This is a genomic window from Bacillus sp. FSL K6-2839, from assembly GCF_038003365.1.
GTDB lineage: Bacteria > Bacillota > Bacilli > Bacillales > Bacillaceae > Bacillus.
This window is the reverse complement of the sequence record NZ_JBBOOZ010000001.1, coordinates 2,564,732-2,588,797: the sequence shown is the minus strand read 5'-3', so window position 1 is coordinate 2,588,797 and position 24,066 is coordinate 2,564,732. Positions and strand designations below refer to the sequence as shown.

The 24,066-nt window shown below is 42.7% G+C and carries 25 protein-coding genes and 1 pseudogene; 19 read left to right on the top strand and 7 right to left on the bottom strand.

Annotation, left to right across the window (positions count from 1 at the left end):
• Nucleotides 1–34: 34 nt before the first annotated feature.
• From yutH to MHH26_RS13350, 6 genes are all read left to right on the top strand, one after another.
• A complete protein-coding gene (yutH, locus tag MHH26_RS13375; RefSeq protein WP_340973664.1) occupies nucleotides 35–1,063 on the top strand; it encodes a spore coat putative kinase YutH in 1,029 nt (342 codons plus the stop codon).
• Between the two features lie 85 nt (nucleotides 1,064–1,148).
• Entirely contained in the window at nucleotides 1,149–2,132 is a 984-nt protein-coding gene (locus MHH26_RS13370; protein ID WP_307500193.1) for a 2-hydroxyacid dehydrogenase, read from the top strand.
• Nucleotides 2,133–2,339: 207 nt separating this feature from the next.
• Nucleotides 2,340–3,641, top strand: coding sequence for a homoserine dehydrogenase (locus MHH26_RS13365; RefSeq protein WP_034659873.1), 1,302 nt, complete (start codon nucleotides 2,340–2,342; stop codon nucleotides 3,639–3,641).
• Nucleotides 3,641–4,702, top strand: a complete 1,062-nt coding sequence (thrC, locus tag MHH26_RS13360; RefSeq protein WP_024423361.1) for a threonine synthase — start codon at nucleotides 3,641–3,643, stop codon at nucleotides 4,700–4,702. The genes MHH26_RS13365 and thrC overlap by 1 nt, the downstream gene beginning before the upstream one ends.
• Nucleotides 4,699–5,631 (top strand): homoserine kinase, encoded by a 933-nt coding sequence (gene thrB, locus MHH26_RS13355; protein ID WP_340973662.1) that lies wholly within the window; start codon nucleotides 4,699–4,701, stop codon nucleotides 5,629–5,631. The genes thrC and thrB overlap by 4 nt, the downstream gene beginning before the upstream one ends.
• A 305-nt stretch (nucleotides 5,632–5,936) precedes the next feature.
• A complete protein-coding gene (locus MHH26_RS13350; protein ID WP_340973660.1) occupies nucleotides 5,937–7,907 on the top strand; it encodes an alpha/beta hydrolase family protein in 1,971 nt (656 codons plus the stop codon).
• Between the two features lie 208 nt (nucleotides 7,908–8,115).
• Here MHH26_RS13350 and MHH26_RS13345 read toward each other — a convergent pair.
• A pseudogene (locus tag MHH26_RS13345) lies at nucleotides 8,116–8,415 on the bottom strand (NifU family protein).
• A 121-nt stretch (nucleotides 8,416–8,536) separates the two neighbouring features.
• Between MHH26_RS13345 and MHH26_RS13340 the strand changes: the two are divergent.
• Nucleotides 8,537–8,866 (top strand): YuzD family protein, encoded by a 330-nt coding sequence (locus MHH26_RS13340; RefSeq protein WP_334750418.1) that lies wholly within the window; start codon nucleotides 8,537–8,539, stop codon nucleotides 8,864–8,866.
• Nucleotides 8,867–8,966: 100 nt separating this feature from the next.
• Nucleotides 8,967–9,197, top strand: coding sequence for a hypothetical protein (locus MHH26_RS13335; RefSeq protein WP_058013767.1), 231 nt, complete (start codon nucleotides 8,967–8,969; stop codon nucleotides 9,195–9,197).
• A 51-nt stretch (nucleotides 9,198–9,248) separates the two neighbouring features.
• Here the strand turns inward: MHH26_RS13335 and MHH26_RS13330 are convergent, their stop codons facing one another.
• Complete coding sequence (locus MHH26_RS13330) at nucleotides 9,249–10,316, bottom strand: NAD(P)/FAD-dependent oxidoreductase (RefSeq protein ID WP_340973659.1); 1,068 nt, start codon at nucleotides 10,314–10,316, stop codon at nucleotides 9,249–9,251.
• A 255-nt stretch (nucleotides 10,317–10,571) separates the two neighbouring features.
• Here MHH26_RS13330 and MHH26_RS13325 point away from each other — a divergent pair, with 255 nt between their 5' ends.
• The 3 genes from MHH26_RS13325 to erpA all read left to right on the top strand — a co-directional run bounded on the left by MHH26_RS13325 (nucleotide 10,572) and on the right by erpA (nucleotide 12,369).
• A complete protein-coding gene (locus MHH26_RS13325) occupies nucleotides 10,572–10,808 on the top strand; it encodes a YuzB family protein (protein ID WP_003213414.1) in 237 nt (78 codons plus the stop codon).
• A gap of 270 nt (nucleotides 10,809–11,078) precedes the next feature.
• A complete protein-coding gene (gene dapF, locus MHH26_RS13320) occupies nucleotides 11,079–11,933 on the top strand; it encodes a diaminopimelate epimerase (RefSeq protein WP_187704127.1) in 855 nt (284 codons plus the stop codon).
• Nucleotides 11,934–12,006: 73 nt separating this feature from the next.
• A complete protein-coding gene (gene erpA, locus MHH26_RS13315) occupies nucleotides 12,007–12,369 on the top strand; it encodes an iron-sulfur cluster insertion protein ErpA (RefSeq protein ID WP_012011138.1) in 363 nt (120 codons plus the stop codon).
• Nucleotides 12,370–12,490: 121 nt separating this feature from the next.
• Here erpA and MHH26_RS13310 read toward each other — a convergent pair whose 3' ends face one another.
• On the bottom strand, nucleotides 12,491–12,892 hold the full coding sequence (locus MHH26_RS13310) for a hypothetical protein (RefSeq protein ID WP_340973657.1): 402 nt from the start codon (nucleotides 12,890–12,892) through the stop codon (nucleotides 12,491–12,493).
• Between the two features lie 203 nt (nucleotides 12,893–13,095).
• Between MHH26_RS13310 and MHH26_RS13305 the strand changes: the two genes are divergently transcribed.
• Complete coding sequence (locus tag MHH26_RS13305; protein ID WP_340973655.1) at nucleotides 13,096–13,302, top strand: hypothetical protein; 207 nt, start codon at nucleotides 13,096–13,098, stop codon at nucleotides 13,300–13,302.
• A 47-nt stretch (nucleotides 13,303–13,349) separates the two neighbouring features.
• Here MHH26_RS13305 and yumC read toward each other — a convergent pair whose 3' ends face one another.
• On the bottom strand, nucleotides 13,350–14,348 hold the full coding sequence (gene yumC, locus MHH26_RS13300) for a ferredoxin--NADP reductase 2 (RefSeq protein ID WP_034659862.1): 999 nt from the start codon (nucleotides 14,346–14,348) through the stop codon (nucleotides 13,350–13,352).
• 391 nt (nucleotides 14,349–14,739) lie between these two features.
• On the opposite strand from yumC, the gene MHH26_RS13295 reads away from it, so the two are divergent.
• The 4 genes from MHH26_RS13295 to MHH26_RS13280 all read left to right on the top strand — a co-directional run bounded on the left by MHH26_RS13295 (nucleotide 14,740) and on the right by MHH26_RS13280 (nucleotide 17,366).
• Entirely contained in the window at nucleotides 14,740–15,957 is a 1,218-nt protein-coding gene (locus MHH26_RS13295) for an NAD(P)/FAD-dependent oxidoreductase (RefSeq protein WP_161937191.1), read from the top strand.
• A gap of 137 nt (nucleotides 15,958–16,094) precedes the next feature.
• Entirely contained in the window at nucleotides 16,095–16,220 is a 126-nt protein-coding gene (locus MHH26_RS13290; protein WP_159049984.1) for a YuiA family protein, read from the top strand.
• 81 nt (nucleotides 16,221–16,301) lie between these two features.
• Nucleotides 16,302–16,622, top strand: a complete 321-nt coding sequence (locus MHH26_RS13285) for a YuiB family protein (RefSeq protein ID WP_034659859.1) — start codon at nucleotides 16,302–16,304, stop codon at nucleotides 16,620–16,622.
• 99 nt (nucleotides 16,623–16,721) lie between these two features.
• On the top strand, nucleotides 16,722–17,366 hold the full coding sequence (locus MHH26_RS13280; protein ID WP_106036546.1) for a 3D domain-containing protein: 645 nt from the start codon (nucleotides 16,722–16,724) through the stop codon (nucleotides 17,364–17,366).
• 42 nt (nucleotides 17,367–17,408) lie between these two features.
• On the opposite strand, the gene MHH26_RS13275 is transcribed toward MHH26_RS13280, so the two are convergent.
• Nucleotides 17,409–17,885: a divergent PAP2 family protein gene (locus tag MHH26_RS13275; protein WP_034659857.1), complete on the bottom strand. Its 477-nt coding sequence runs from the start codon at nucleotides 17,883–17,885 to the stop codon at nucleotides 17,409–17,411.
• Between the two features lie 327 nt (nucleotides 17,886–18,212).
• Here MHH26_RS13275 and MHH26_RS13270 point away from each other — a divergent pair, with 327 nt between their 5' ends.
• The 3 genes from MHH26_RS13270 (at nucleotide 18,213) to MHH26_RS13260 (ending at nucleotide 22,127) form a co-directional block, all read left to right on the top strand.
• Nucleotides 18,213–19,703, top strand: a complete 1,491-nt coding sequence (locus MHH26_RS13270; protein ID WP_340973652.1) for a leucyl aminopeptidase — start codon at nucleotides 18,213–18,215, stop codon at nucleotides 19,701–19,703.
• Nucleotides 19,704–19,844: 141 nt separating this feature from the next.
• Nucleotides 19,845–21,173, top strand: a complete 1,329-nt coding sequence (locus MHH26_RS13265; RefSeq protein ID WP_307500185.1) for a Na+/H+ antiporter family protein — start codon at nucleotides 19,845–19,847, stop codon at nucleotides 21,171–21,173.
• 177 nt (nucleotides 21,174–21,350) lie between these two features.
• Nucleotides 21,351–22,127, top strand: a complete 777-nt coding sequence (locus MHH26_RS13260; protein WP_034659852.1) for a sporulation protein — start codon at nucleotides 21,351–21,353, stop codon at nucleotides 22,125–22,127.
• 69 nt (nucleotides 22,128–22,196) lie between these two features.
• On the opposite strand, the gene MHH26_RS13255 is transcribed toward MHH26_RS13260, so the two are convergent.
• Together MHH26_RS13255 and ald are read right to left on the bottom strand one after the other, a co-directional pair.
• Nucleotides 22,197–22,793, bottom strand: coding sequence for a biotin transporter BioY (locus tag MHH26_RS13255; protein ID WP_340973649.1), 597 nt, complete (start codon nucleotides 22,791–22,793; stop codon nucleotides 22,197–22,199).
• A gap of 114 nt (nucleotides 22,794–22,907) precedes the next feature.
• Nucleotides 22,908–24,044 carry an alanine dehydrogenase gene (gene ald, locus MHH26_RS13250; RefSeq protein WP_034659850.1) on the bottom strand — a complete coding sequence of 379 codons (1,137 nt, stop codon included), beginning with the start codon at nucleotides 24,042–24,044 and terminating at the stop codon, nucleotides 22,908–22,910.
• Nucleotides 24,045–24,066: the final 22 nt, after the last annotated feature.

The window sequence follows — 24,066 nt, the reverse complement described above, 5'->3', positions numbered from 1 at the left end:
ACCTGCGACTACGATATGATAAGAGATCGATCATATGAACGCAGGTGAAAATATGAAAGAAACCATTTATCACACATTTGGTATTGATGTGCGTCAACTTATGCCATATGGCAGTTATCAGAGCTTTCAAACGTCGGAGACTCTCTTCATCATTGTTCCTGTGTCTCATTTGCGAGAAGAAGAACTCACAGAGCTGTATCATATCAGTCAGTATTTACTGAATGCAGGAGACCCATACGTCGCTGTGTTTGAATTAACAAATGAAGAGAAGCCCACCTTTACTCATGGAAAGGAGCTGTATGCTTTATTAAAGGCAGCACCGCCGATCTCAAGCCGCTCGTTCCAGCAGGCGTCAGAGCTGGCGGCTTTTCATGTCAGGGGAAGAGGATTTCCATATGAGGTATCTGAAACAAAACGTGTGGGAGCCTGGAAGGAATTGTGGGCAAAACGGTTAGATCAGCTTGAAGGCTTTTGGATGCAGCAAATGCACCAAAAACCACTGGAACAGTTTGAAAAAAAATTCATCGAATCCTTTCCGTATTATCTTGGATTAACGGAAAATGCCATTCAATATTTAGTGGATACTGAGCTTGATGATGAACCGAAGGAATGTGACTCAGGCACTGTCTGCCACCAGCGTTTTTCGCGGAGGACTTGGCCGCATGAGCAGCCGCTTCGTTTACCTGTAGATTGGGTCTTTGATCATCCAACCCGGGATATTGCCGAATACTTAAGAGAAACCTTTGTGCAGCATAAGGAAGATTTAATTGAAGAAGGCTTCTCCTTTCTTCAGCAATATGAGCAGGTGACACCTCTTTCTTCCTTTTCTAAGCGTTTGTTATACAGCCGCTTGTTGTTCCCGCTTCATTATTTTGAAATTGTGGAAGGCTACTACATGTCAGGAGAAAATGAAAAATCATATTATGAAGAGCGGTTAGATTACGTCCTAAATGATGCCAATCGCTATGAATACTTTCTGAAGGTCTTTCAAGAAATGAGTGCCATGCGAAGCGGCGAGAGCCCGATACCGGCAGTTGGCTGGATCACAGGTCCACGGATTTGAAGTTTCAGTGAACAGATGAAACGTCTCTTTTCTCTTGAGGCGTTTTTCGTTATGCTTAAAGAAATCAATCAAAGGAGTGTTCTTCTTGCCGAAACCTTATGTCTATATCACAAGAAAGCTGGATGAAGCATCACTTACACCATTAAAAGAAGTCGCTCATATTGAGATGTGGCCGAGCGAGGATGAGCCATGTCCAAGAGAAGAATTAGAAAAACAAGCAGCTCAAGCGGATGCGCTTCTCACCATGCTGTCAGATCAAGTAGATGAAGCCCTTTTATCAAAGGCTCCACAAGTTAAGGTGATCGCAAACCTTGCTGTTGGCTATGACAATATTGATCTTGAGGCGGCTGAAAAGCGCAATATCACTATTTGTCATACACCGGATGTATTAACAGAATCCACGGCTGATTTAGCCTTTGCCCTTCTGATGGCGTCAGCTAGACGGATTGTCGAGGCGAGTGATTGGATTAAGGAAGGAAATTGGACAGGCTGGGGACCGCTTCTTCTTGCAGGAGCTGATGTTCATCACAAAACCCTTGGAATTGTTGGCATGGGAAGTATCGGAACAGCGCTTGCCAAGCGGGCAGCAGGCTTTGACATGAAGGTGCTGTACCATAACCGGTCAAGAAAGCCAGAGGCAGAAGCGCAGCTCGGCGTGACTTATGCGCCATTTGAGGAACTGCTTACGCAGTCTGATTTCATCGTCTGTCTGACCCCTTTAACCCCGGAAACAAAAGACATGTTTAATGAAAAAGCATTTGATCTGATGAAGAACTCAGCCTATTTTATTAATGTATCAAGAGGACAGACTGTGGATGAGGATGCTTTATATGAGGCGGTCACGACAGGAAAAATTGCCGGAGCCGGTCTGGATGTATTTAGACAGGAGCCTGTCAGCCCTTCTCATCCGTTAACAACATTATCTAACGTCACGGTTCTCCCTCATATTGGAAGTGCAAGTGTCGAAACGAGAAAAACGATGATGCGTTTGTGTGCTGAAAATATTGCGCTTATCTTACAAGGTCAGCAAGCCAAAACGCCGGTTCGTTCATCATATAAGGCTCCCTGAGTTTCGGGAGCTTTCTGACAAAAATATTTTGAAAATATAGAATCTTGATATAAATAGCTGTTAAGCGGTTTCATTCTGACAATCTCTTATTTTATTACCTTGTCAAAATGAGGATACCCCTTTATAATGTGTGTACATTGAATGTCTGTGTTAGGTTAACAAATGTCTTTTTAGAGAGGACATTGACGAAGAAAGGTGGAATTTCAGGTGAAGGCAATTCGAGTTGGACTATTAGGATTAGGAACAGTGGGGAGCGGTGTCGTCAAGATTATCCAAGATCACCAGGATAAATTAATGCACCAGATCGGCTGTCCGGTATTAATACAAAAAGTGCTTGTGAGCAATCCCGATAAAAAGAGAGATGTGGATGTGGCAAGAGAGGTCTTCACAACTGAAGTATACGATGTGATTAGAGATCCAGAGGTCGACGTCATTATTGAAGTGATGGGCGGCATTGAAGAGACAAAACAATATTTAATAGATGCGTTAAATGAGAAGAAGCATGTCATTACAGCCAATAAAGATTTAATGGCGCTTTACGGAACAGAGCTTTTACATGTTGCGAAAGAAAATGGCTGTGATCTTTATTATGAAGCAAGTGTCGCCGGAGGAATTCCGATTCTGCGTACGCTGGAGGAAGGATTGGCCTCTGACCGAATTACGAAGATGATGGGAATTGTGAACGGCACAACGAATTTTATTTTAACGAAAATGAACGTCGATAAAAGCGCATATGAGGATGTCTTAAAAGAAGCGCAGGATCTGGGCTTTGCAGAAGCAGACCCGACAGCTGATGTAGAAGGACTTGATGCAGCAAGGAAAATGGCGATTCTTGCAAGACTCGGCTTTTCCATGAATGTGGAATTAGAGGATGTGAAGGTCAGAGGCATCTCTGACGTTTCTGATGAAGACATTAATTTCAGTAAACGATTTGGCTACACAATGAAGCTGATCGGAATTGCCCAGCGGGACGGAGAGAAAGTGGAAGTCAGTGTCCAGCCAACCTTACTCCCTGATCACCATCCGCTATCATCGGTCAACAATGAATTCAATGCGGTGTATGTCTATGGAAGTGCTGTAGGAGAAACGATGTTTTACGGCCCTGGAGCAGGAAGTCTCCCAACGGCAACAGCTGTTGTATCAGACTTAGTCGCAGTGATGAAAAACATGCGCCTTGGTGTGAACGGAAGCGGATTTATCGCACCGCAGTTTGAGAAAAAGATCAAATCTCCATCGGAAGTATTTGCTCAGCAATTCTTAAGAATTCATGTTAGAGATCAAGTCGGGGCTTTTTCCCGCATTACATCTATTTTTTCTGAAAGAGGCATCAGCTTTGAAAAGATCCTTCAGCTTCCTGTGAAAGGGCATGATGAGCTGGCTGAAATTGTAATTATTACACACCGGACCTCAGAAGAAGATTTCTCAAATATCCTGCAAAAATTAAACGATCTCGACGTGGTGGTTCAAGTGAAGAGCACGTACCGAGTAGAAGGGAACGGTTTAAGCTGATGAAGTGGAATGGACTTATTGAGGAATTCCAAGAATTCTTACCAGTAAACGAATCAACACCAAAACTAACATTAAATGAAGGGAATACACCGCTGATCCACCTTGCCAAACTTTCGGAAAAGCTGGGGATTGAGCTTCATGTGAAAACAGAAGGCGTCAATCCAACTGGCTCTTTCAAGGATCGTGGAATGGTCATGGCTGTTGCAAAGGCAAAAGAAGAAGGCAATGATACGATCATGTGTGCTTCGACAGGGAATACCTCTGCAGCGGCAGCGGCTTATGCAGCCCGTGCTGATATGAAATGTATCGTCATCATTCCAGACGGGAAAATTGCCTTCGGGAAGCTTGCACAGGCTGTGATGTACGGAGCAGAGATCATTGCGATTGACGGCAACTTTGATGATGCGCTGAAAATCGTCCGCAGCATCTGTGAAAAAGCGCCGATTGCTCTTGTTAACTCTGTCAATCCGTACCGAATTGAAGGACAAAAAACTGCGGCATTTGAAATCTGTGAGCAGCTAGGCTCGGCCCCGGACGTACTGGCGATTCCTGTTGGAAATGCAGGGAACATCACCGCCTACTGGAAAGGCTTCAAGGAATACCATGAGAAAAAAGGAACTGGACTGCCAGTCATGCGCGGCTTTGAAGCAGAAGGTGCAGCAGCAATCGTACGAAATGAAGTGATTGAACAGCCAGAAACAGTGGCAACTGCCATCCGTATCGGAAATCCAGCGAGCTGGAAGCAAGCTGTGGCAGCCGCAGATGAATCAAACGGAAAGATTGATGAAGTGACTGACGAGGAAATTCTTCATGCATATCAATTGATTGCACGTGAAGAAGGCGTGTTTGCAGAGCCGGGCTCTTGTGCGTCTATCGCAGGTGTGCTAAAGCAGGTGAAATCCGGAGAAATCAAGCCAGGCAGTAAAGTTGTTGCGGTATTAACAGGCAACGGATTGAAAGATCCGAATACGGCGATTGATATTTCACAAATCAAGCCGGTCACACTCGATGCAGATGAAGATCAAATTCTTGAACACTTAGAAAAGGCCGCGCGCGTATGAGTAAAGCCTCCATGCTTTTTACAATCACAGTACCGGGAAGCACTGCCAATTTAGGACCAGGCTTTGATTCAGTTGGAATGGCGCTCAGCCGCTATTTAAAGCTATCGGTCTATGACCATGATAGCTGGCTGTTTGAAGCAGAAACAGATGTCGTGTCCGGGATTCCACCAGGCACCGACAACCTAATTTATCAAACAGCCAAAAAGGTCGCAGATCATTTTGGAAAAACACTCCCGTCTGTTCATGTCAAAGTGTGGAGTGATATTCCATTGGCACGGGGGCTTGGCAGCAGTGCTGCTGCAATTGTGGCAGCCATTGAGCTGGCCAATCAGCTTCTTGAATTAAATATGACGGATGATCAGAAGCTCTTTTTTGCAAGTGAGGTAGAAGGTCATCCAGATAATGCGGGTGCCTCTTTATTCGGCGGTTTACTGATTGGTCTTCATGAAGAAGACAAGACACATGCCGTCAAAGTGCAGCATGTGGATATAGATGTTGTCGTCGTGATTCCTTTTTATGAAGTGCTGACAAAGGATGCCCGTGATGTCCTGCCAGAGGATCTTTCCTATAAACATGCTGTCAGTGCAAGTGCTGTGAGCAACGTGCTTGTAGCGGCATTAATGACGCAAAACTGGCCGCTTGTTGGAGAAATGATGAATAAGGATTTATTTCATCAGCCTTACCGCACAATGCTCGTCCCAGAGCTGTCGAAGGTAGAGCATGTCGCTTCGCTAAAAGGAGCGTATGGAACGGCATTAAGCGGTGCTGGACCGACGATCTTAACCTTAGTTGAAAAAGGGAAGGGAGAAGCGCTGAAAAAGCAGCTTGCCCAAAACTTCCCGCATTGCGAAGTAGATTTGCTGACGGTACCGGTAGAAGGTGTTGTCGTGGAGCATGATCCTGTCAATCAAGTAAAGAACGTGCTGTAAAAATGCACGTTCCCAGCGTGTAGACAAACCCTCGCATTCGGTGTCAGTCCTGCGTGCTGGTGCTCACGAATGTCAAATTCGCTCCGTGCGAGTACTCGTCCTTCCTAGACTGCAAAGGTTTTCTATCACGCTGAAAAGAAGAAAAAGAGCTAAAATAAAGATCATTTTAGCCCTTTTTCAATAATCTGAGAACGTGCTGTAAAAAATGCACGTTCTTTTTTTATCCTTGTTTTTATAGGATGAAGCAGGGATTATTATTTAGAGGATCGAACTATTTTTTATGCGTAAAAGGGGGAGATACATTCATGAAGAAATTGATGACGGCAGAAGATTTAACGAAGATTGTTTCTGTTTCTCATCCGGTTTATTCACCAGATGGAAAAAAGGCGGTTTTTACAAAAGTCACGGTGAATGAGAAAAAAGATGATTACAACATCCATTTATGGGTTCGAGATGAAGAGACAGAGGAGCTGTCACAATGGACATTTGAGGATGGAAAGCATCATCAGCCAGTATGGTCAAAAGACAGCAGGCAGCTTGCTTTTATTTTGCAAAAGCCAAAGGAAGTTCCTCAGCTGGCACTGATTCAGAGTCAGGGAGGCGGCGTTCGCACCTTAACGGCGATTCCATACGGGGTATCTCATCCTGTCTTTTCACCAGATGGAGCTTTCATTTATGCGGCTGTGTCACTGAAACAATCAGAATCTGTTCATGATGAAAAAAAGGAAGAGCGAGATGATTTCGCTCCTGCGGTATATGATGATTTGACCTATAAAGCAGATGGCAGAGGTTTTTTAGATGGACGTTTTACGCAGATCATTCAAGTGGATACCCATTCAGGAGAGATAGAGGCTGTCACGAGCGGGCAGCATCATCATGTGAATCACACGGTCTCTCCGTGCGGGAAATGGCTTGCCTATATTCAATCAAATCCTCAGATACCTTACATAAGTGACGTGTGCCTCCTGTCATTAGAGGACGGTACGACAAAGAAAATCACACAATCAGCTGGCGCTTATTCCACCGTGTCTTTTTCTCCAAATGGAGAGAGCCTCGTGTATATCGGGCATGAGCGTGAATTTCAAAATGCTACCTTCCCAGCATTATGGCTGTATGATCTGAAGGAAGAAAAAGTAGTTCAGCTGTCAGAAATGCTCGATATGTATGTGGGCAACTGTATGGCAGGAGATAGCGTCATGGGCGAAGCCAATCAGCTTTCGCAGTGGACAAAGGATAGCCAGGGGTTTTATGCGCTTGTTTCTGATCAAGGCAGTACAGGGATTTATTATTTCTCCGTTGAAGGCTTAGCCTATCCAGTTCGATTAGAGGCAGAACATATTACAAACTTCAGCCTTCATCCAGATGAATCCAAATTGCTGCTCAGCCGGCTTACGCACGTTTCACCAAGTGAGCTGTATGAGCTGACATTAGGGGAGGCGGATCTAAAGCAAATCACGTTCGAGCATGACACCTTTCTTAAGGAGCATGTCCTATCGGTACCAGAGCCATTTTCGTTTCAGTCAAAAGAAGGCGATGAGGTGCATGGCTGGTTTATGAAACCTTCCCAAATGGAAGAAGGAAAGACTTATCCGCTCATTTTAGAGATTCATGGTGGACCGCATGCGATGTATGGTTATACGTATTTTCATGAATTTCAAATGCTCGCCGCTGAAGGCTATGCCATCGTGTATATCAATCCTCATGGCAGTCATGGATATGGACAGATGTTTAGCGACCGTGTGAGAGGAAGCTATGGTGATGTTGATTATGAGGATGTCATGCAGGCTGTTGATCATGTGCTGAAAGCCTATGATTTCCTTGATGAAACGAGGCTCGGAGTGACAGGCGGCAGCTATGGAGGTTTTATGACAAACTGGATTGTCGGGCAAACCGACCGCTTTCGCGCAGCCGTCACACAGCGGTCCATTTCAAACTGGATTAGCTTCTATGGCATTAGTGACATCGGTTATTACTTTACAAGGTGGCAGATTGATGGGGATATTTATGATTCGGCCGATAAGCTATGGGATCGTTCGCCGCTAAAGTATGTGAAGCAGGTGAAGACGCCGCTTCTCATCTTGCACAGCGATGAAGACTATCGCTGCCCAGTTGATCAAGCAGAACATCTTTTTGTAGCACTGAAGGAGCTTGGGAAAGACACAAGGCTCGTCAAATTCCCGAAGGCATCTCATGATTTATCCAGAAGCGGCCATCCGGGGCAGCGTATTCAAAGACTGACCTTTATGAAGGACTGGTTTAGAGAGAAGTTAAGCTAATAAAAAACGATCCAATTCGGGTCGCTTCAGCGTGATGACAAACCCTCGCATTCCGTGTCAGTCCTGCGTGCCGGTGCTCACGAATATCAATTCGCTCCGCGCCAGTACTCGTCCTTCCTAGAATTCAAGGGTTTTCATATCACGCTGACAAAAGGCTAATAATGAAAAAAACGACCCGAATTCGGGTCGTTTTCATGTCATATATGAATTAGAAAACCTGTTCAACTTCTACAACGCCAGGCACTTCTTCTAATAATGCGCGCTCAATACCGGCTTTCAATGTAATGGTTGAACTTGGGCAGCTGCCGCATGCACCAAGAAGACGTAATTTCACAATGCCATCTTCAATGTCTACAAGCTCACAGTCTCCACCATCACGTAATAGAAATGGACGAAGTTTGTCCAGTACTTCCTGTACTTGGTCTTTCATTTCGACTTCAGTCATTAGATATAATCGCTCCTTTCACAACATATCACCATTATATTCATCTGGACGATAAAAATCTATTGATTGGTTTCAAAGTTTCCTTCTCATTATAGCACAATCTCATCTTGAAACAAAAAGTGATTTTGACTTTTTTCATACAGAAAATTCAGCTAAAATAAAGAAAGAATAGGGGGCTTGTCAAATGAACAAAACCGTTGATCTTTATGTATATGGAAGAGATGTACTGTGCGCTAGCTGCGTGAATCTGCCTTCTTCAAAAGACACATTTGAGTGGTTAGATGCAGCGTTAAAACGAAAATATCCGAATCAGCCGTTTCGCATCACATATATTGATATTGAGCACCCGCCAGAAAACGAACGCCAAAAAGAATTGTCTGAACGAATTCTTGATGATGAATTCTTTTATCCGCTTGTCTTAGTGGAGAATCAAATTGTTGGAGAGGGCAATCCAAAATTAAAAGACATTTATCAAGAAATGGAGAAATACGGATACAAGGAGAGCAGTGAATAAACTGTTCTTTTTTTGAGAAAACAAACAGAACAAGCGTTCCTTTTTAGGTTGAAAAAGAACGTTTGTTCGATTATAATCAAATGAAAGGAGCGTGAGCATTATGAATTATTTACTGAAACAATCTCTTCATCAGCAAATACCAATTGAGATGATTTATATGAAGAAAAACGGAGAGTGCACGAAGCGTAAAATCATTGTCCACCGTCAAACAGACCAGCTCATCCAAGCGTATTGTTTATCGAAGAAAACGATGAGAACCTTTCGTAAAGACTGCATCCTTGCCCTTGCTCCGATCAAATTGACCCGTTCATCGGCACATGCCGTTTCATAGAAAAAAAGCTCCCTCGTCATGAAGGAGCTTTGAGAAAAAATTCACATGATGTTAGCCATTGTGATGCTTGTACATCCAAAGGAGTCCGGATTTTAGAAGTCTTGGTACACGGCCAATAAGTGGACGATCTGCTACTAAGCCAAAGCCGGCTTTTTTCCCTAAAGATCCTAAGACACCTTTTAGCTTAAACTGAGGATAAGCCTCAGGAAGCGGCTCGTTTTTCCAGCGTTTTTGCAGAGATTGGACAATTTGTTCTGCCTGCGCCTCGGCAAGCTGTGCACTTGGGGCATGCGGCAAGCTTGCGCAATCACCCACGACATAGACATGCTCATTTCCAGGGAGATTGTGATGAGGTGTTAATACGACGCGGCCTTGTGCGTCTTTTTCAACATCCATCTCCCGCACCACTTTGCTTGGCTGAATGCCTGCTGTCCATACGATGACCTCTGCTTCAATGGCGTCTTCATGGTTGTAAACAACACCTTCTTCAACCTTCGTAATATTGGCACAGTTAATGATCTTTACGTCATTTTCTTCAAACCACTTTTGCACATATAAACTTAATCTTTTTGGGAAGCTTGATAGAATCAGCTCTCCGCGGTCAAAAAGAATAATGTTTAAATCAGCACGGCTTTCTCTTAATTCACTGGCTAGCTCTACCCCGCTAAGTCCAGCACCGACGATACCAACCGTTGCACCTGCACCCAAATTGTTTAATTTGTTATACGTATGTCTTGACTGATCAATGGTTTGAATACTGTATGTATGTTCTTTCGCACCAGGGACATTATGATACTTGTCCTCACAGCCGAGTCCAATCACCGTGTCGTCATAAGGAATGGGTTCACGGTCGCTGAATAAGATCTGTTTGTTTTCAATATCAATTTTTTCTACTTCCCCATATTGAATATCCAGCTTCGGATGCTCTGGAAAAGATACTCGGATGTGATGATCAGAGATTGTTCCAGCAGCGAGTGCATAATATTCTGTTTTTAAACAGTGGTAAGGATTTCGATCAACTAATGTGATAGTAACATCATCAGGTAATTGATTTGGCAATAAGCGGTGGAGAACCCGCATATTCCCGTAACCTCCGCCGATCAAGACTAAATTTTTCATGACGATTCTCCTTTTCCCCGTAGACATTGAAAAACACTTATACTAAAAAACTTTAAGTTAAAATACCAAATAAAATTATATCGAATTTACTGTGAAACCACAATAATTGTTTCAAAATAACCTACATATTCATTAGTTAGTCCTAAATAGTAAAACATTTTACGAGGAATAGGCGTAACGATACAGATGAAGCTCATGTTTTGACTAATAGAAGGAATTTCGGTAGGATGGAAAGGCAATGTGAGGTGAAGCACAGTGTTCCCACTGATCGAATTTTGTGTAAGTAATCTTGCACAAGGGTCTCAAGAAGCAAAAGAGAAGCTTGATAAAGACCCAAACCTAGACGTTATGGAATACGGCTGTTTAAGCTATTGCGGCAAATGTATGGACTCCCCATTTGCACTTGTGAATGGAGAATTTGTTTCAGGAGAAAATGCAGAGCAGCTAGTCGAGCGTATTTATGCTTTTATAGAGGAAAATGAGATGTTTTAAATGCACCACATGGGTCATGAGGTGCATTTTTTTCTTACTTCAAGCTTCCATTTTTAAGGAGAATGCATAGAAAGCGCATCCAATATGTTATGCTAATAAAATATCATCAAAATGAAGCATCACACGAGAGAAAAAGAGGCATATGCATAATAAAAGCCCTTTGCCATGGCAGCAAAGAGCTTCTATGTATGAAAAACGGGGGATGATAAGATTGTCTCCTGAATCGACTCCTTTTATACTATAAACAAACAACATTTTTGGAGGAAGCTCATGACATCATTTCAATTCACGAAAATGCACGGATTAGGAAATAATTATATATACGTCAATCAGATGAAGGAACAGCTTCCAGAAGAGCAGCTATCAGAGATAGCGATCCGCGTTTCTTCTGTTTATACAGGAATCGGTTCAGACGGAATGATCCTTATTTGCCCATCAGATGTTGCACCTGTGAAAATGCGCATTTTCAACAATGATGGATCAGAGGGTAAAAACTGCGGCAACGGTCTGCGCTGCGTCGCAAAGTATGTGTATGAGCATCAAATCGTAACAGACACAACGTTCCAGATTGAGACATTGTCAGGACTTGTTGAAGCTACCGTTCATGTACAAGATGATTACGTTCATTTAGTGACAGTAGATATGGGAAAACCTCGTTTTGAAAAAGAAGCGATGCCGATGCTTGGTGAACCAGCCAGCACAACGATTAATGAAACGCTTGATTTTGGCACGACAACCTTAAATGGAACGGCTGTTTCAATGGGAAATCCGCACATCGTTTTTTATTTAGAGGACATTGAAAAGGCACCGCTTGATACAATTGGGCCAATCATCGAAAAACACGACATGTTCCCAGAAGGCGTCAATGTAGAATTTGTAGAAGTGGTCAGTGAAACAGAACTGCATTTTCGTGTGTGGGAAAGAGGGTCTGGTATTACTCAAGCCTGCGGAACGGGAGCTTGCGCTGCGGCTGTATCCACGATTGTGAATGGACAGGCGAAAAAAGAAACGGACATGACGGTTCACTTAGCAGGCGGAGATCTCATCATTCGCTGGAAAGACAACGACCATGTGCTCATGACAGGTCCTGCTGAAACGATTTGTGACGGCACATTTTATCTGTAAACCATTTATTTGAGAAAAGGCACCATCACGTTTATAATTGAAAAGAAACATCCAGTCAAAAGGAGGGATGATCATGAGTACACCAGTAACCATTACAGAAGCTGCTGCACTGCAGATTAAAGATATGATGAAAGAACATGAAGAAGAAAATGCGTTCCTACGAGTGGGCGTAAAAGGCGGCGGCTGCAGCGGTCTTTCATACGGCATGGGCTTTGACCATGAAGTTTCAGAGAAAGACACGCAGTTCGAACAGCAAGGCATCCAGGTCCTTGTCGACTCCGAAAGTCTTGATATCATGAACGGCACCATCATTGATTTCAAACAATCACTAATGGGCGGCGGTTTCACCATCGACAATCCGAATGCGATTGCTTCATGCGGATGCGGTTCTTCTTTCCGAACAGCGACGAATACCGGTACGCCGGAAGAGTGTTAACAACTGATCATGGATTAAGATAAGCCTTCTTGTTCGTTTGTTTTTGTAAACAACACGATCGAGGAGGCTTTTTTGATGAGGAAAATCAACCAAAAAAAGACACTCATTCAGTGTTTCTTTCTCATACTGCTTCTTCTATTTTCAACAGTTCTTTATCCAGGACATCCACCAACTCTTGGGTGCTAAACACTTTATTGCCATCTTCCAAATGGACTTCAATCACAATTTTAATATTTGCGAGTTTTTCATGGTACATCACTTCAAAAGTGCCCATTTTTTTCGTTTCATTGTTTTTATTCATTTTTTGAACTTTGGAGAGTATCTGTTTGATTTCTTCATCACTCAAACCAGAATCTAAAATTGAAGTGGGCACATGCTTTAAAAAAGGTCCTAGTTGATCAACATCAATATTCAATCCTGCTGCGAACTGAGCATAATGTTTGTTATAGTCTTTTGCAAACAGTTCTACTGAGCCACTAATCATCAGTAATAAGCTCAAACTGATCAATAAACGCTTTAACATCCTTCTACCTATCCTTCATATGATCTTCTTTATTTCCTATATCGGTTGATCAGATGAAACCTTCATTGATGCCATTATCTCTTCAACAATTTATAAATCGCTCAATTTTGTTACAGCTTGCTCTCACAACTGGCTATTTCCACTTGAAAAGAGTATCATGAGAACCAAACATAAACTGTAGGTAGAAAAGAGGTTGCTGAGGTTTGACTGAACAAATCAATTGCAGGAACTGTCATGAACTGATTCCGTATCGTTCCAAAACGTGTCCAGCTTGCGGGATTGAGAAGCCGCTTCCGAAAAAGGAACGTGTGAAGGATCGGGTGATTTTGGTTGTGGCAGGGATTGTTGTGGTGCTGCTTGCTGCAATGGTACTTGGAATGGCGAATGCCTATATTGGGGTTTTTAAATAAACGAAAAAGGAGTTCCGCTAGTGGGAACTCCTTTTTTTGATCCGCTTTTATTTGTTTTCAAATAAGCTTGTGGAATGAAGAGGCTGTACACGGGCTTTCGGGTCCATGTAGGCTTTCGCATTGTTGACAGCCGTTGGTGCTTCACCAAATCCGCTTGCAATCAATTTGACCTTTCCTTCATACGTACAGATGTCTCCTGCCGCATAGAAGCCTTCAATGTTTGTTTCCATTGTGGATTTCACGACGATCGAGTTCTTTTCGATTTCAAGACCCCATTGCTTAATTGGTCCAAGGGAGGAAACAAAACCGAAGTTGACGATCACGTCGTCTACATCAAGCACTTGTTTTTTGTCGCCTTTGACTTCTTCGAGCACAATCTGTTCAATGCGGTCTTCACCAATGAGCTCAGTTGGCACAAATGGTGTCACTACATTGACTTTCGAGTTGTGCAGGTTTTCTACACTGTGCTCATGGGCGCGGAATTTATCACGGCGGTGAATAATGGATACTTCTTTTGCGATAGGTTCAAGCATTAGTGCCCAGTCTACTGCAGAGTCTCCGCCGCCAAGAACGGCCACACGTCTGCCAGCAAATTGGTTCAGATCATTAATGAAGTAATGCAGGTTGCTTCCTTCAAATGATTCTGCTGCACCTAGCTCAAGCTTTCTCGGTTGGAATGCACCGTTACCAGCTGTGATGATGATCGTTTTAGAGTAATGAATCTCTTGATTTGTCACAAGTTTAAAGATACCATCTGCCTGTTTTTCAACTGTTTCAACTGCTTGCTCTAAGCAAATGGTTTGATCAAATTTATCCATTTGTTCCTTTAAGTTATCAACTAATTCTTGTGCGCGGATTTTTGGAAAACCAGCCACATCATAAATGTATTTTTCAGGGTAAAGAGCGGATAGTTGACCGCCGAGCTGAGGAAGGCTTTCAATGATTTTCACACTTGCCTGTCTCATGCCTCCGTAAAACGCAGTAAACAATCCAACTGGGCCGCCCCCGATAACGGTAATGTCATATACCTTAGAATCTTCTTGCATTCCTTTAATCCTCCCAAATGAAAATTGTTATCACTATATCATATCATACCACATATCGTCGTTTGACTTGTTTTGAAAAACTTGTCGTTTTTTGATGCCGAAGCTTTGAAAAAGAGGAAAAAGCGAGAAAGACCGTTTATCATAAGGATTTTCAGTTTAAAGCCTTGAAAATTGGAGCAGAACTCGCTATTATTGTTAAGGGAACTAAATATTAATTTTTTATGAATTTTTGTCGGATACGGTCAAATGCTTTCGTTTTATGTAGGTGAAAGTTCAGATTTTCACATACTTATTTTTTTGTTTAAATTTCATAAAATGCCGGAAAGCGGTTGAGAATAGCAATATGTAATTCTTTATCCGTTTTACAGCAAATTTAAAAAAGGTGGATGTGATTCCAGTGAATAAACCGAAAATCGTTGTATTAGGTGCAGGTTATGGCGGATTAATGACTGTAACAAGATTAACAAAACAGCTTGGCACAAATGATGCGGACATTACTCTTGTGAACAAGCATAATTATCATTACGAAACAACATGGTTACATGAAGCAAGCGCAGGTACACTTCATCATGACCGCTGTCGTTATCAAATCAAAGATGTGATTAACAGTTCCCGTGTCAACTTTGTACAAGCAACAGTTGAAAGCATTAATAAGGAAGCAAAGAAAGTTGTGACATCAGATGGCGAACTTTCTTACGACTACCTTGTTGTTGCACTTGGTGCTGTTCCTGAAACATTTGGTATTGCAGGACTGAAAGAATATGCATTCTCAATCTCTAATATCAACTCTGCTCGTCAGCTTCGTGAGCACATTGAGCTTCAATTTGCGACGTATAATACGGAAGCTGAAAAACGTCCAGAGCGCTTGACAATCGTTGTCGGCGGTGCAGGCTTCACAGGTATTGAGTTCCTTGGTGAGCTTGGAAACCGTGTGCCTGAGCTTTGCAAAGAGTATGATATTGATCAAAAAGACGTACGTATCATCTGTGTAGAAGCTGCACCAACAGCTCTTCCAGGATTCGATCCTGAATTGATCGACTATGCAATGAACTACCTTCAAGGTAAAGGTGTTGAGTTCAAAATTGGTACAGCGATCAAAGAATGTACGCCTGAAGGCATCATTGTTGGAAAAGACGATGATACAGAAGAAATCAAAGCTGAAACTGTTGTTTGGGCTGCTGGTGTACGCGGTAACCCAATCGTTGAAGAAGCTGGATTTGAAAACATGCGCGGCCGCGTAAAAGTGTCTCCAGATCTTCGTGTACCAGAAAATGATGATGTATTCATCATCGGTGACTGTTCATTGATCATCAATGAAGAAATCAACCGTCCATACCCACCAACTGCACAAATCGCGATGCAGCAAGGTGAAACAGTAGCGAAAAACCTTGCAGCACTAGTTAAAGGTGGTTCTCTTGAAAGCTTTAAGCCAGACATCAAAGGAACAGTTGCTTCTCTTGGTGAACACGACGCTGTAGGTGTTGCGTTTGGTAAAAAACTTCAAGGAACAAAAGCTTCTGCAATGAAGAAAATCATCGACAACCGTTCTTTATTCATGGTTGGCGGCCCAGGACTTGTTCTGAAAAAAGGAAAATTCAAGTTCTTCTAAACCTTAATAGACAAAAACGTGTATCCTCGTGATACACGTTTTTTTTATGACGTATGGCATATTTTCTTACTTGGTCATCGGCAACAAAGTATGTTATGATGAATTATCAGAAAATTTAGATTAAGGGAGTGAGCAATATGAATGCACAAACAAAAGAAAAAAAATCCACCTGTCAATATTGTTCGGGGAAAGGGTATTTTCAGCTATTGCTCGGCGGATCTGAAACATGTGAGGAATGTAAAGGGACAGGAAAGAAGCTTTAATCCATCTGCTTTTTCCATTGATTGACTTCATCTCTATTTCCAAGTTAAACTAATGATGGGATATTTGGGGGTGGAGATGAAGTGATCAGTTTACCAGTCGTTATCATTTCAGTTATTTTATTTTTCGTGTTATTCTTCGGCATTGGCTTTTTGCTCAATATGCTGCTGAGAATGTCATGGATTATGGCTATTTTATATCCAATTGTATGCCTTTTCATTATCAATAATCAAAAGATGATCGCTTATGTCAGAGAACCGGGCATTGCTTTTTCAGGGATAGGAGAACGCATTGTCTCTCTCGCTGCGGCAGATATCATTATCTTGTTAAGCGGTCTGATTGGTGCAATTGCATCAGGTTTTGTCATCAATGCACTTCGAAAAAGAGGGTATCAAATGTTTTAACTCACTTGTAGACATGCAAGTGGGTTTTTTTGTTTCTCCTTTGCATAGTTTCCATTTTGTTTGGAAACAAATAGATGGGTAGAGGAGTGACAAATAAAGATGAAAACATGGATGAAACGATTGTTCATGACAGCCCTTTTCATGCTTGCTCTCTTGACAAGCTTTACGGGCATATCTGGAGTTGAACCAAGTGATTTAGCTGTCTGGGTGAAAGAGACTGATCCTGGCAAGCAAGTATCTTCTTTTTTCCAACAGCAAAAAAGGGAAACGATGGCACTCAAAAGTGATGACTTGCGGGCTGTTTCTCTCGAAGAAGCGTTTAATTGGAACGATTACCCGAAGCAAAAGGTTGTCGCCACAGGTTATACAGCAGGTGTGGAATCAACAGGTAAAACGAAGGAACACCATGCATATGGCATTACATATTCAGGCGTCAAAGTGAAACGTGACTTATATTCAACTGTGGCAGCAGACCCATCAGTCTTTCCGATTGGAACCGTGCTGTTTATCCCAAACTATGGCTACGGAGTGGTCGCAGATACGGGAAAAGCCATTAAAGGTCATAAGCTTGATTTATACTATGAAACCGTAGATGATGTGTATAGAGAATGGGGTAAAAAAGTGCTTGATGTGTATATCATCAAAAAGGGCGAAGGGACGTTAACGGAAAAAGACTTAAACCAGCTCAATGAAGCAGAATCAATGCAAGTGTTCCGTCAGCAGTTTCAAGCCAATAAAGAATAAAAAAGCTTTGGACAAGTTTGAGGTCCAAAGCTTTTTTCGCTTCTACATGAAGTAATAATCTAAGATGAGTGTCAGTAAGATCCCTGTTAAGCCGCCAAAGAAGACTTCAATCGGCTTATGACCAAGAAGCTCTTTTAATTTCTTTTGCTTTTCTTTTTCTTCCGCACTCGGGAAATTCTTTGCTTCAGAAACAAATCGGTTAAAATCTGTCACCAACTTGTTAAGTACAGTCGCCTGTTCTCCTGCCTGCCTGCGCACACCTGTCGCATCGAACATGGTAATAATGGCAAAGATGGCGGAAATGGCAAAGATAGATGTATCTAGCCCGTGCTCTAAAGCCACTGCTGTTGAGAGTGCTGTTACGGCTGCGGAGTGTGAACTTGGCATTCCGCCTGTGCTTGTAATGAGCGACCAATCTAGTCGTCTAGAAATGATAAATTGAATCGGTACTTTTACAAATTGAGCAAAAAAGATGGCTGCAAGGCTGGCAAGCAGCGGAAAATTCATCAGTACGCTCATGAACAAGAAACATCCTCTCTGTAAGAAAAAATATGGTGCGATATGATGGACTGTGTACCCTAGTAAGATGAAAAAATGATAGCAGTATCAAATGCTGCCAAGTCCATGTTCAATTATAACATTAAAGAAAGTAGATGTGGAACGAGGAGAATGCAGGCGGGCTGCTCAAGTTTTCATCGCTTTTTTCATGATGCCCTTCCGCGTGTGAAAATATAAATGTTCATCAAGTAAAGACAGACTGGCAATGATCGTATAGGCACGTAAATTTTGATATAATAGAAGTTCCAATGTGAAAAATGGAGTTCATTGAAGGAGCGTGTGATAAATATGTTTTTCTCGACAAATGAATTGCAGCATAAAGATACACTGGTGATCGGACTTTTTCAAAAGAGCCAATTATCAGGAAAAGCAAAAGAAATGGATGAATTACTTGAAGGAAGAATCACTGAATTATTAAAAGAAGGCGATATTTCATCTAAACGAAATCAGCTCTCGAAGTTTTTCCCATCCCCTGAGACAGGCATCAAACGCATTTATTTTGTCGGACTTGGGAAGGAATCAGATTACACGTTTGAAGAGGCAAAAGAAGGGTTTGCCCATTTATTTAAAAAGCTCCATCAAGATAAAAAGCAAGCGGTTTCGGTCTTGCTGGATACGTTTATTGGAAAGGATCTGCCTGCCCAAGATGCAGCCCATGCCCTTTCTGAAAGCTGCCTTTTAGCTACATATGAATTACAAGATTTTAAACATAAAACAAATGAACCGGATCGCTTCATCGAGTTTGTTTATGCAACGACGGATCATGATACAGCTGAAATTCAGGCAAGTCTGAAAGTGGGCGAGGTCTACGGACAGTCCGTCAATTCGGCCCGTACCCTTGTGAATATGCCGCCGAACATGCTCACATCCTCTGATCTGGCTTCGTACGCGGCAGAGCTTGCGTATAAATACGAATTTGAGATTGAAATTTTAGATAAAGAACAGATGGAAGAGCTCGGCATGGGCGGGATTCTAGCTGTCAATAGAGGCTCAACAGAACCACCAAAGCTGATCGTTCTGAAATATCAAGGCAAGGAAGAATGGGCAGACGTCATCGGGCTTGTCGGTAAAGGTATCACGTATGATACTGGTGGCTATTCTTTAAAGCCAAGAGCCAGTATGGTTGGGATGAAAACAGATATGGGCGGCTCTGCCTCTGTTTTAGGCGCCATGGAAATCATTGGTGAACTGCGCCCAGAGCAAAATGTCATTGCTGTCATTGCCTCGACAGACAATATGATCTCGGCTGACGCCATGAAACCGGATGACGTCATTGTGTCACTTAGCGGTAAAACAATCGAAGTGCTGAATACGGATGCAGAAGGCCGTCTTGTTTTAGCAGATGGGGTGACATATGCGAAGCAGCACGGTGCCTCTGTCCTTGTAGACGTGGCCACATTAACAGGCGGGGTCATTGTGGCACTTGGAAATGAGACAACAGGCGTCATGACGAATAACGATGAACTATATGCTCAGTTTAAAGAGGCATCAGAAGAATGCGGTGAAATGATTTGGCAGCTGCCAATCACTGAAAAAGATAAAAAGCGCGTACGAAACAGCAAAATGGCGGATCTCAATAACTCACCAGGCCGCGATGGTCATGCGATCATGGCAGGAGCATTCATTGGTGAATTCGCTGAGGATACGCCTTGGGTTCACTTAGATATTGCAGGAACAGCAACAACAGAAAAGCCTTCATGCTTTGGGCCAACAGGGGCGACAGGTGTGATGGTACGGTCATTGGCCACATTTGTGGAACGATTTGAAGGAAAGAAATAAAGGATCAGGCTCTGCCAAATGGCGGAGCTTTTTTTATGTAGGACATACGCCGTTTGACGAAGAAAATTTTCTATGGTAACATACGTTGGTACTTTAATTATCTACTACATTAGTAAACTAAAGGATTTCGGGGGTTTCACCATGAATGCAGTTGTTTTAGCGGTTATTTTAATGTTGATATTAAGCTTGCTGCGGGTCAATGTCGTGATTGCGCTGGCACTCGGTGCTTTAGCTGGCGGACTTGCAGGTGGGTTAGGCCTGGGAGGAACAGTGGAAGCCTTTACTGACGGGCTCGGAGGAAATGCGACAGTTGCCATTAGCTATGCACTTTTAGGGGCATTTGCTGCGGCGCTGACAAAAACGGGTCTTCCAGATGCCATGGTTGAAGGAGCAGTGAAGCTTCTAGGAAAAGAAGGCGACTCAAGAAGAAAAACATTATCAAAAGTACTGATCATTCTTGTGATTTTGATCGTATCTTGTTTTTCACAAAACGTCGTTCCTGTTCACATTGCCTTTATTCCGGTCTTAATTCCGCCATTATTAAAAGTGTTTAACGAGCTTCAAATTGACCGCAGACTGCTAGCGTGTGTCATGACCTTCGGACTCACTGCACCATATATTTTACTTCCAGTCGGTTTTGGACAGATTTTCCACGGAATGCTCCGTGATAATATGAAGGATGCAGGTCTAGCTGTGAATTTAGCAGATATTCCATATGCAATGCTGATCCCTGTTGGGGGGATGGTGCTAGGATTGATCGTCTCCCTTTTCGTGTATCGTAAGCCAAAAGTATATGAGGATCGCGACATTACAGATGTAGAGAAATCAGCGTATACGAAAAAAAGTCTATTCTTTGCTGGTCTTGCCATCCTCGTGTCATTGATTGTCCAGCTTTATCTGTCTCAAAGCCTTGGCGTGGAAGGTATGATCTTCGGTGCACTTGCAGGACTGCTTGTCTTGTTTGTGACCGGAATGATGAAACGCGATGAAGCAGATCAACTGATTACATCTGGAATGAATATGATGGCATTTATCGGTTTTGTCATGCTTGTTGCGGCTGGATTTGCCAACGTTTTAACCAAAACAGGAGACATTGAAACGCTTGTTAAAGCATCTTCACAATTTATCGGCAACAGCCAGAGCCTCGCGGCAATTTTAATGCTGCTTGTGGGTCTGCTTGTTACAATGGGGATCGGATCATCATTTGCAACGATTCCAATTATTACGACCATCTTTGTTCCACTTTGTTTACACCTAGGGTTTAGCCCAATGGCGACAATTGCAATTATCGGTTCAGCTGCGGCTGTTGGGGATGCAGGTTCTCCTGCAAGTGACAGTACGCTTGGACCGACATCTGGATTGAATATGGATGGACAGCATCACCACATTTGGGGTACTTGTGTTCCAACATTCGTATTTTATAATGTACCGCTTGTCCTGTTCGGCTGGATTGCGGCAATTATTCTTTAACATAAAAAGCTTGTAGAAAAACGTTGTTTTTTCTATAAGCTTTTTTGTGATGTTTTCTCCATTTTTTTGCTGTTCAAAGGTGAAAAAATAATTAGGACAAAAGTATGAATTAAATGAATCTTTCTTCCTCTTTCTTACGTATATATGCTGATAAAAATGAAAAGGGGAAGATGAGAGATGTCATTTTTTAAAAAGCTAGCGGCAAGTGCTGGGATTGGTGCAGCGAAAGTAGATACCATTTTGGAGAAAAACGCTTATTATCCAGGACAAGAGGTAAGGGGAACTGTCCATGCAAAGGGCGGGAAAATCTCTCAGGACATCCGCTATATCGATGTCAAGATTCAAACGCAATATGTGATTGTGCAAGATGATGAAGAGCGTAGAAAATATGTGAACATCTATTCTTTACGGGTGACGGATTCTTTCATCATCCAGCCTGGCGAAAAGCATGAATTTCCGTTTTCATTTATTCTTCCTATTGATACCCCGATGACAATCGGAAAAGTAGAAATTGCAGTGGTGACAGACCTTGATATTCAAGGCGGAATCGATAAATCTGACTATGACCGTATTTTTGTTGAAGCACATCCTTGGGTGAAAAATATACTGGAAGCCACTAGAAATCTAGGCTTCCACTTGAACGAAGCGGACTGTGAACAAGCACCTTACTTCCAGCGTCGTCTGCCATTTGTTCAAGAATTTGAGTTTATTCCGACATCAGACTACTATCGCTATATGCTTGATGAGTTAGAGCTGATTTTTCTGATAGATGAGAATGGATTAGACGTTATTTTCGAAGTCGACCGCAGAGCAAGAGGCCTGCGAGGGTGGCTGGAGGAAATGTATAATGACGGAGAACAGCTTGTACGCTACCGCTTCAGTCAATCAGATCTTGAAGATGTAGAAGCGCTTGAAGGAATGCTAGAAGAAATCATAGATCAATACGCTGAGTAATGATAAAAAAAGAGCTTGAATGAAGACAGGCTCTTTTTTCTATGATCCACTTGAAGATGATGTCTGCACTTATGACGCAGCTTGTTGTTTTCGAAAGGATGTGGCTTTTGATACAGAGCGATAAATTTTAGGTGCCAGCATCGCAAGTAATATGGTCAATGCGTAGTCTTTCACCATAAACCAGATCATAAAGAACCATGTGGTTTGATAGGAAATGGGTGCATTCAGCCACACATTTAATGCGAGGTACGTATAAGTCGTTCCGATCACATACATGACGGTCGTACCTGCAATAGCTGCAAGCAAAAAGCGGTCAAAGCCAGGATTTTTTCTTTTTTCTAAAATGAATCCAGCTAGCCAGGCAGCAGGAATATACGATAATACAAAACCACCGCTTTTGCCTAAAATAACCCCAAAGCCCGCTGAGAACTGTGCGAATACAGGTGCACCAGCAATTCCAACTAAGGCATATACAATCATAGCCAATGCGCCAAGCCGTCTGCCGAGCAAGAGACCAGCAAGTACACAAAAAAACGGCTGCATTGTAAGTGGAATTCCGCCGACCTGCAAAAACGGCACAATGGATGTGATATTGGCTCCAATAGCCATGAGTGCAGCAAACATTCCGACTAGCACAAAATCAGCGGTTCTTGTTTTCTGTTGCATGATGTTTCCCCCTGTCTTATCTGTACAAATAGATTAAGGGGATGAGAAGTATTTGTCAACCTGTTTTTATTATTGGTTAACAAAAAACCCACCCATGAAAAGGGCGGGTCTGTATTAAGCCTCTGTCATAGAAGACGCATCGATCGCTTGATGAACAGGCACATAATCATAGCCGAGATCACGAGCGACGGCTTCATATGTGATATGTCCGTTCATGACATTGACACCTTCTGCGATGGCCTTGTTTTCTTGAATGGCTTTTGCAGCGCTTTTATTAGCAATTTGCAGTGCGTAGGGAACGGTGACATTCGTTAAAGCAACAGTTGATGTCCGTGGAACTGCTCCAGGCATATTGGCAACTGCATAATGTAAAATACCGTGTTTTTCATAAGTAGGCTGATCATGTGTTGTGATATGATCTATTGTTTCGACAATGCCGCCTTGGTCAATCGCTACGTCTACTATGACGGAACCAGGCTTCATTTGCTTCACCATTTCTTCCGTCACAAGCGTTGGTGCTTTGGCACCTGGGATCAGCACCGCACAAATGAGAAGGTCTGCCTCACTGACTGAATCAGCAATGTTTACTGGGTTAGACATTAACGTTTTCATTTGATGACCAAATTGATCGTCCAGCTGACGCAAGCGTTCTGCGTTTACGTCAATAAGAGTGACATCTGCGCCAAGCCCAATCGCCATTTTCGCTGCGTTTGTTCCAACAACACCGCCGCCTATAATTGTGACTTTCCCTCTTGATACCCCTGGTACGCCTGCGAGCAAGATGCCTTTACCGCCTTTTGGCTTTTCTAAAAATTGTGCACCGATTTGAGCGGACATTCTGCCCGCCACTTCAGACATAGGTGTTAAGAGAGGGAGTGATGTTCCGTCCGTTACTGTTTCATAAGCAATAGCTGTGACGCCTTTTTGTTTTAAAGCTTCAGCCAAGGAGGGCTCTGCGGCAAGATGCAGGTACGTAAATAAGATGAGTCCTTCTCTGAAATATGAATATTCCTCAGGTAATGGTTCTTTTACCTTCATGATCATATCAGAAGATGCCCACACATCTTTCGCTTGATCAAGAATTTCTGCACCAACAGATACATAATCGTCATCAGTGAATCCGCTTCCAAAACCAGCGTTTGTTTCAATTAAAATCTGATGTCCAGCTGAAAGTAATTGAGAAGCTGCTCCTGGTGTTAATGCCACTCGGTTTTCATTGTTCTTAATCTCTTTCGGAATGCCGATGATCATGTTTATTCCTCCCATGCTTATC

Bases quoted from the DNA above. Each gene is read 5' to 3' on its own strand.
- MHH26_RS13280 (WP_106036546.1), top strand. From the start codon at position 16,722: ATGAAAACATGGATGAAACGATTGTTCATGACAGCCCTTTTCATGCTT.
- MHH26_RS13260 (WP_034659852.1), top strand. From the start codon at position 21,351: ATGTCATTTTTTAAAAAGCTAGCGGCAAGTGCTGGGATTGGTGCAGCG.
- ald (WP_034659850.1), bottom strand. From the start codon at position 24,044: ATGATCATCGGCATTCCGAAAGAGATTAAGAACAATGAAAACCGAGTG.
- thrC (WP_024423361.1), top strand. From the start codon at position 3,641: ATGAAGTGGAATGGACTTATTGAGGAATTCCAAGAATTCTTACCAGTA.
- MHH26_RS13335 (WP_058013767.1), top strand. From the start codon at position 8,967: ATGAATTATTTACTGAAACAATCTCTTCATCAGCAAATACCAATTGAG.
- thrB (WP_340973662.1), top strand. From the start codon at position 4,699: ATGAGTAAAGCCTCCATGCTTTTTACAATCACAGTACCGGGAAGCACT.
- dapF (WP_187704127.1), top strand. From the start codon at position 11,079: ATGACATCATTTCAATTCACGAAAATGCACGGATTAGGAAATAATTAT.
- MHH26_RS13340 (WP_334750418.1), top strand. From the start codon at position 8,537: ATGAACAAAACCGTTGATCTTTATGTATATGGAAGAGATGTACTGTGC.
- MHH26_RS13330 (WP_340973659.1), bottom strand. From the start codon at position 10,316: ATGAAAAATTTAGTCTTGATCGGCGGAGGTTACGGGAATATGCGGGTT.
- MHH26_RS13310 (WP_340973657.1), bottom strand. From the start codon at position 12,892: ATGTTAAAGCGTTTATTGATCAGTTTGAGCTTATTACTGATGATTAGT.
- MHH26_RS13270 (WP_340973652.1), top strand. From the start codon at position 18,213: ATGTTTTTCTCGACAAATGAATTGCAGCATAAAGATACACTGGTGATC.
- yumC (WP_034659862.1), bottom strand. From the start codon at position 14,348: ATGCAAGAAGATTCTAAGGTATATGACATTACCGTTATCGGGGGCGGC.
- MHH26_RS13350 (WP_340973660.1), top strand. From the start codon at position 5,937: ATGAAGAAATTGATGACGGCAGAAGATTTAACGAAGATTGTTTCTGTT.
- MHH26_RS13275 (WP_034659857.1), bottom strand. From the start codon at position 17,885: ATGAGCGTACTGATGAATTTTCCGCTGCTTGCCAGCCTTGCAGCCATC.
- MHH26_RS13290 (WP_159049984.1), top strand. From the start codon at position 16,095: ATGAATGCACAAACAAAAGAAAAAAAATCCACCTGTCAATATTGTTCG.
- MHH26_RS13265 (WP_307500185.1), top strand. From the start codon at position 19,845: ATGAATGCAGTTGTTTTAGCGGTTATTTTAATGTTGATATTAAGCTTG.
- MHH26_RS13255 (WP_340973649.1), bottom strand. From the start codon at position 22,793: ATGCAACAGAAAACAAGAACCGCTGATTTTGTGCTAGTCGGAATGTTT.
- erpA (WP_012011138.1), top strand. From the start codon at position 12,007: ATGAGTACACCAGTAACCATTACAGAAGCTGCTGCACTGCAGATTAAA.
- yutH (WP_340973664.1), top strand. From the start codon at position 35: ATGAACGCAGGTGAAAATATGAAAGAAACCATTTATCACACATTTGGT.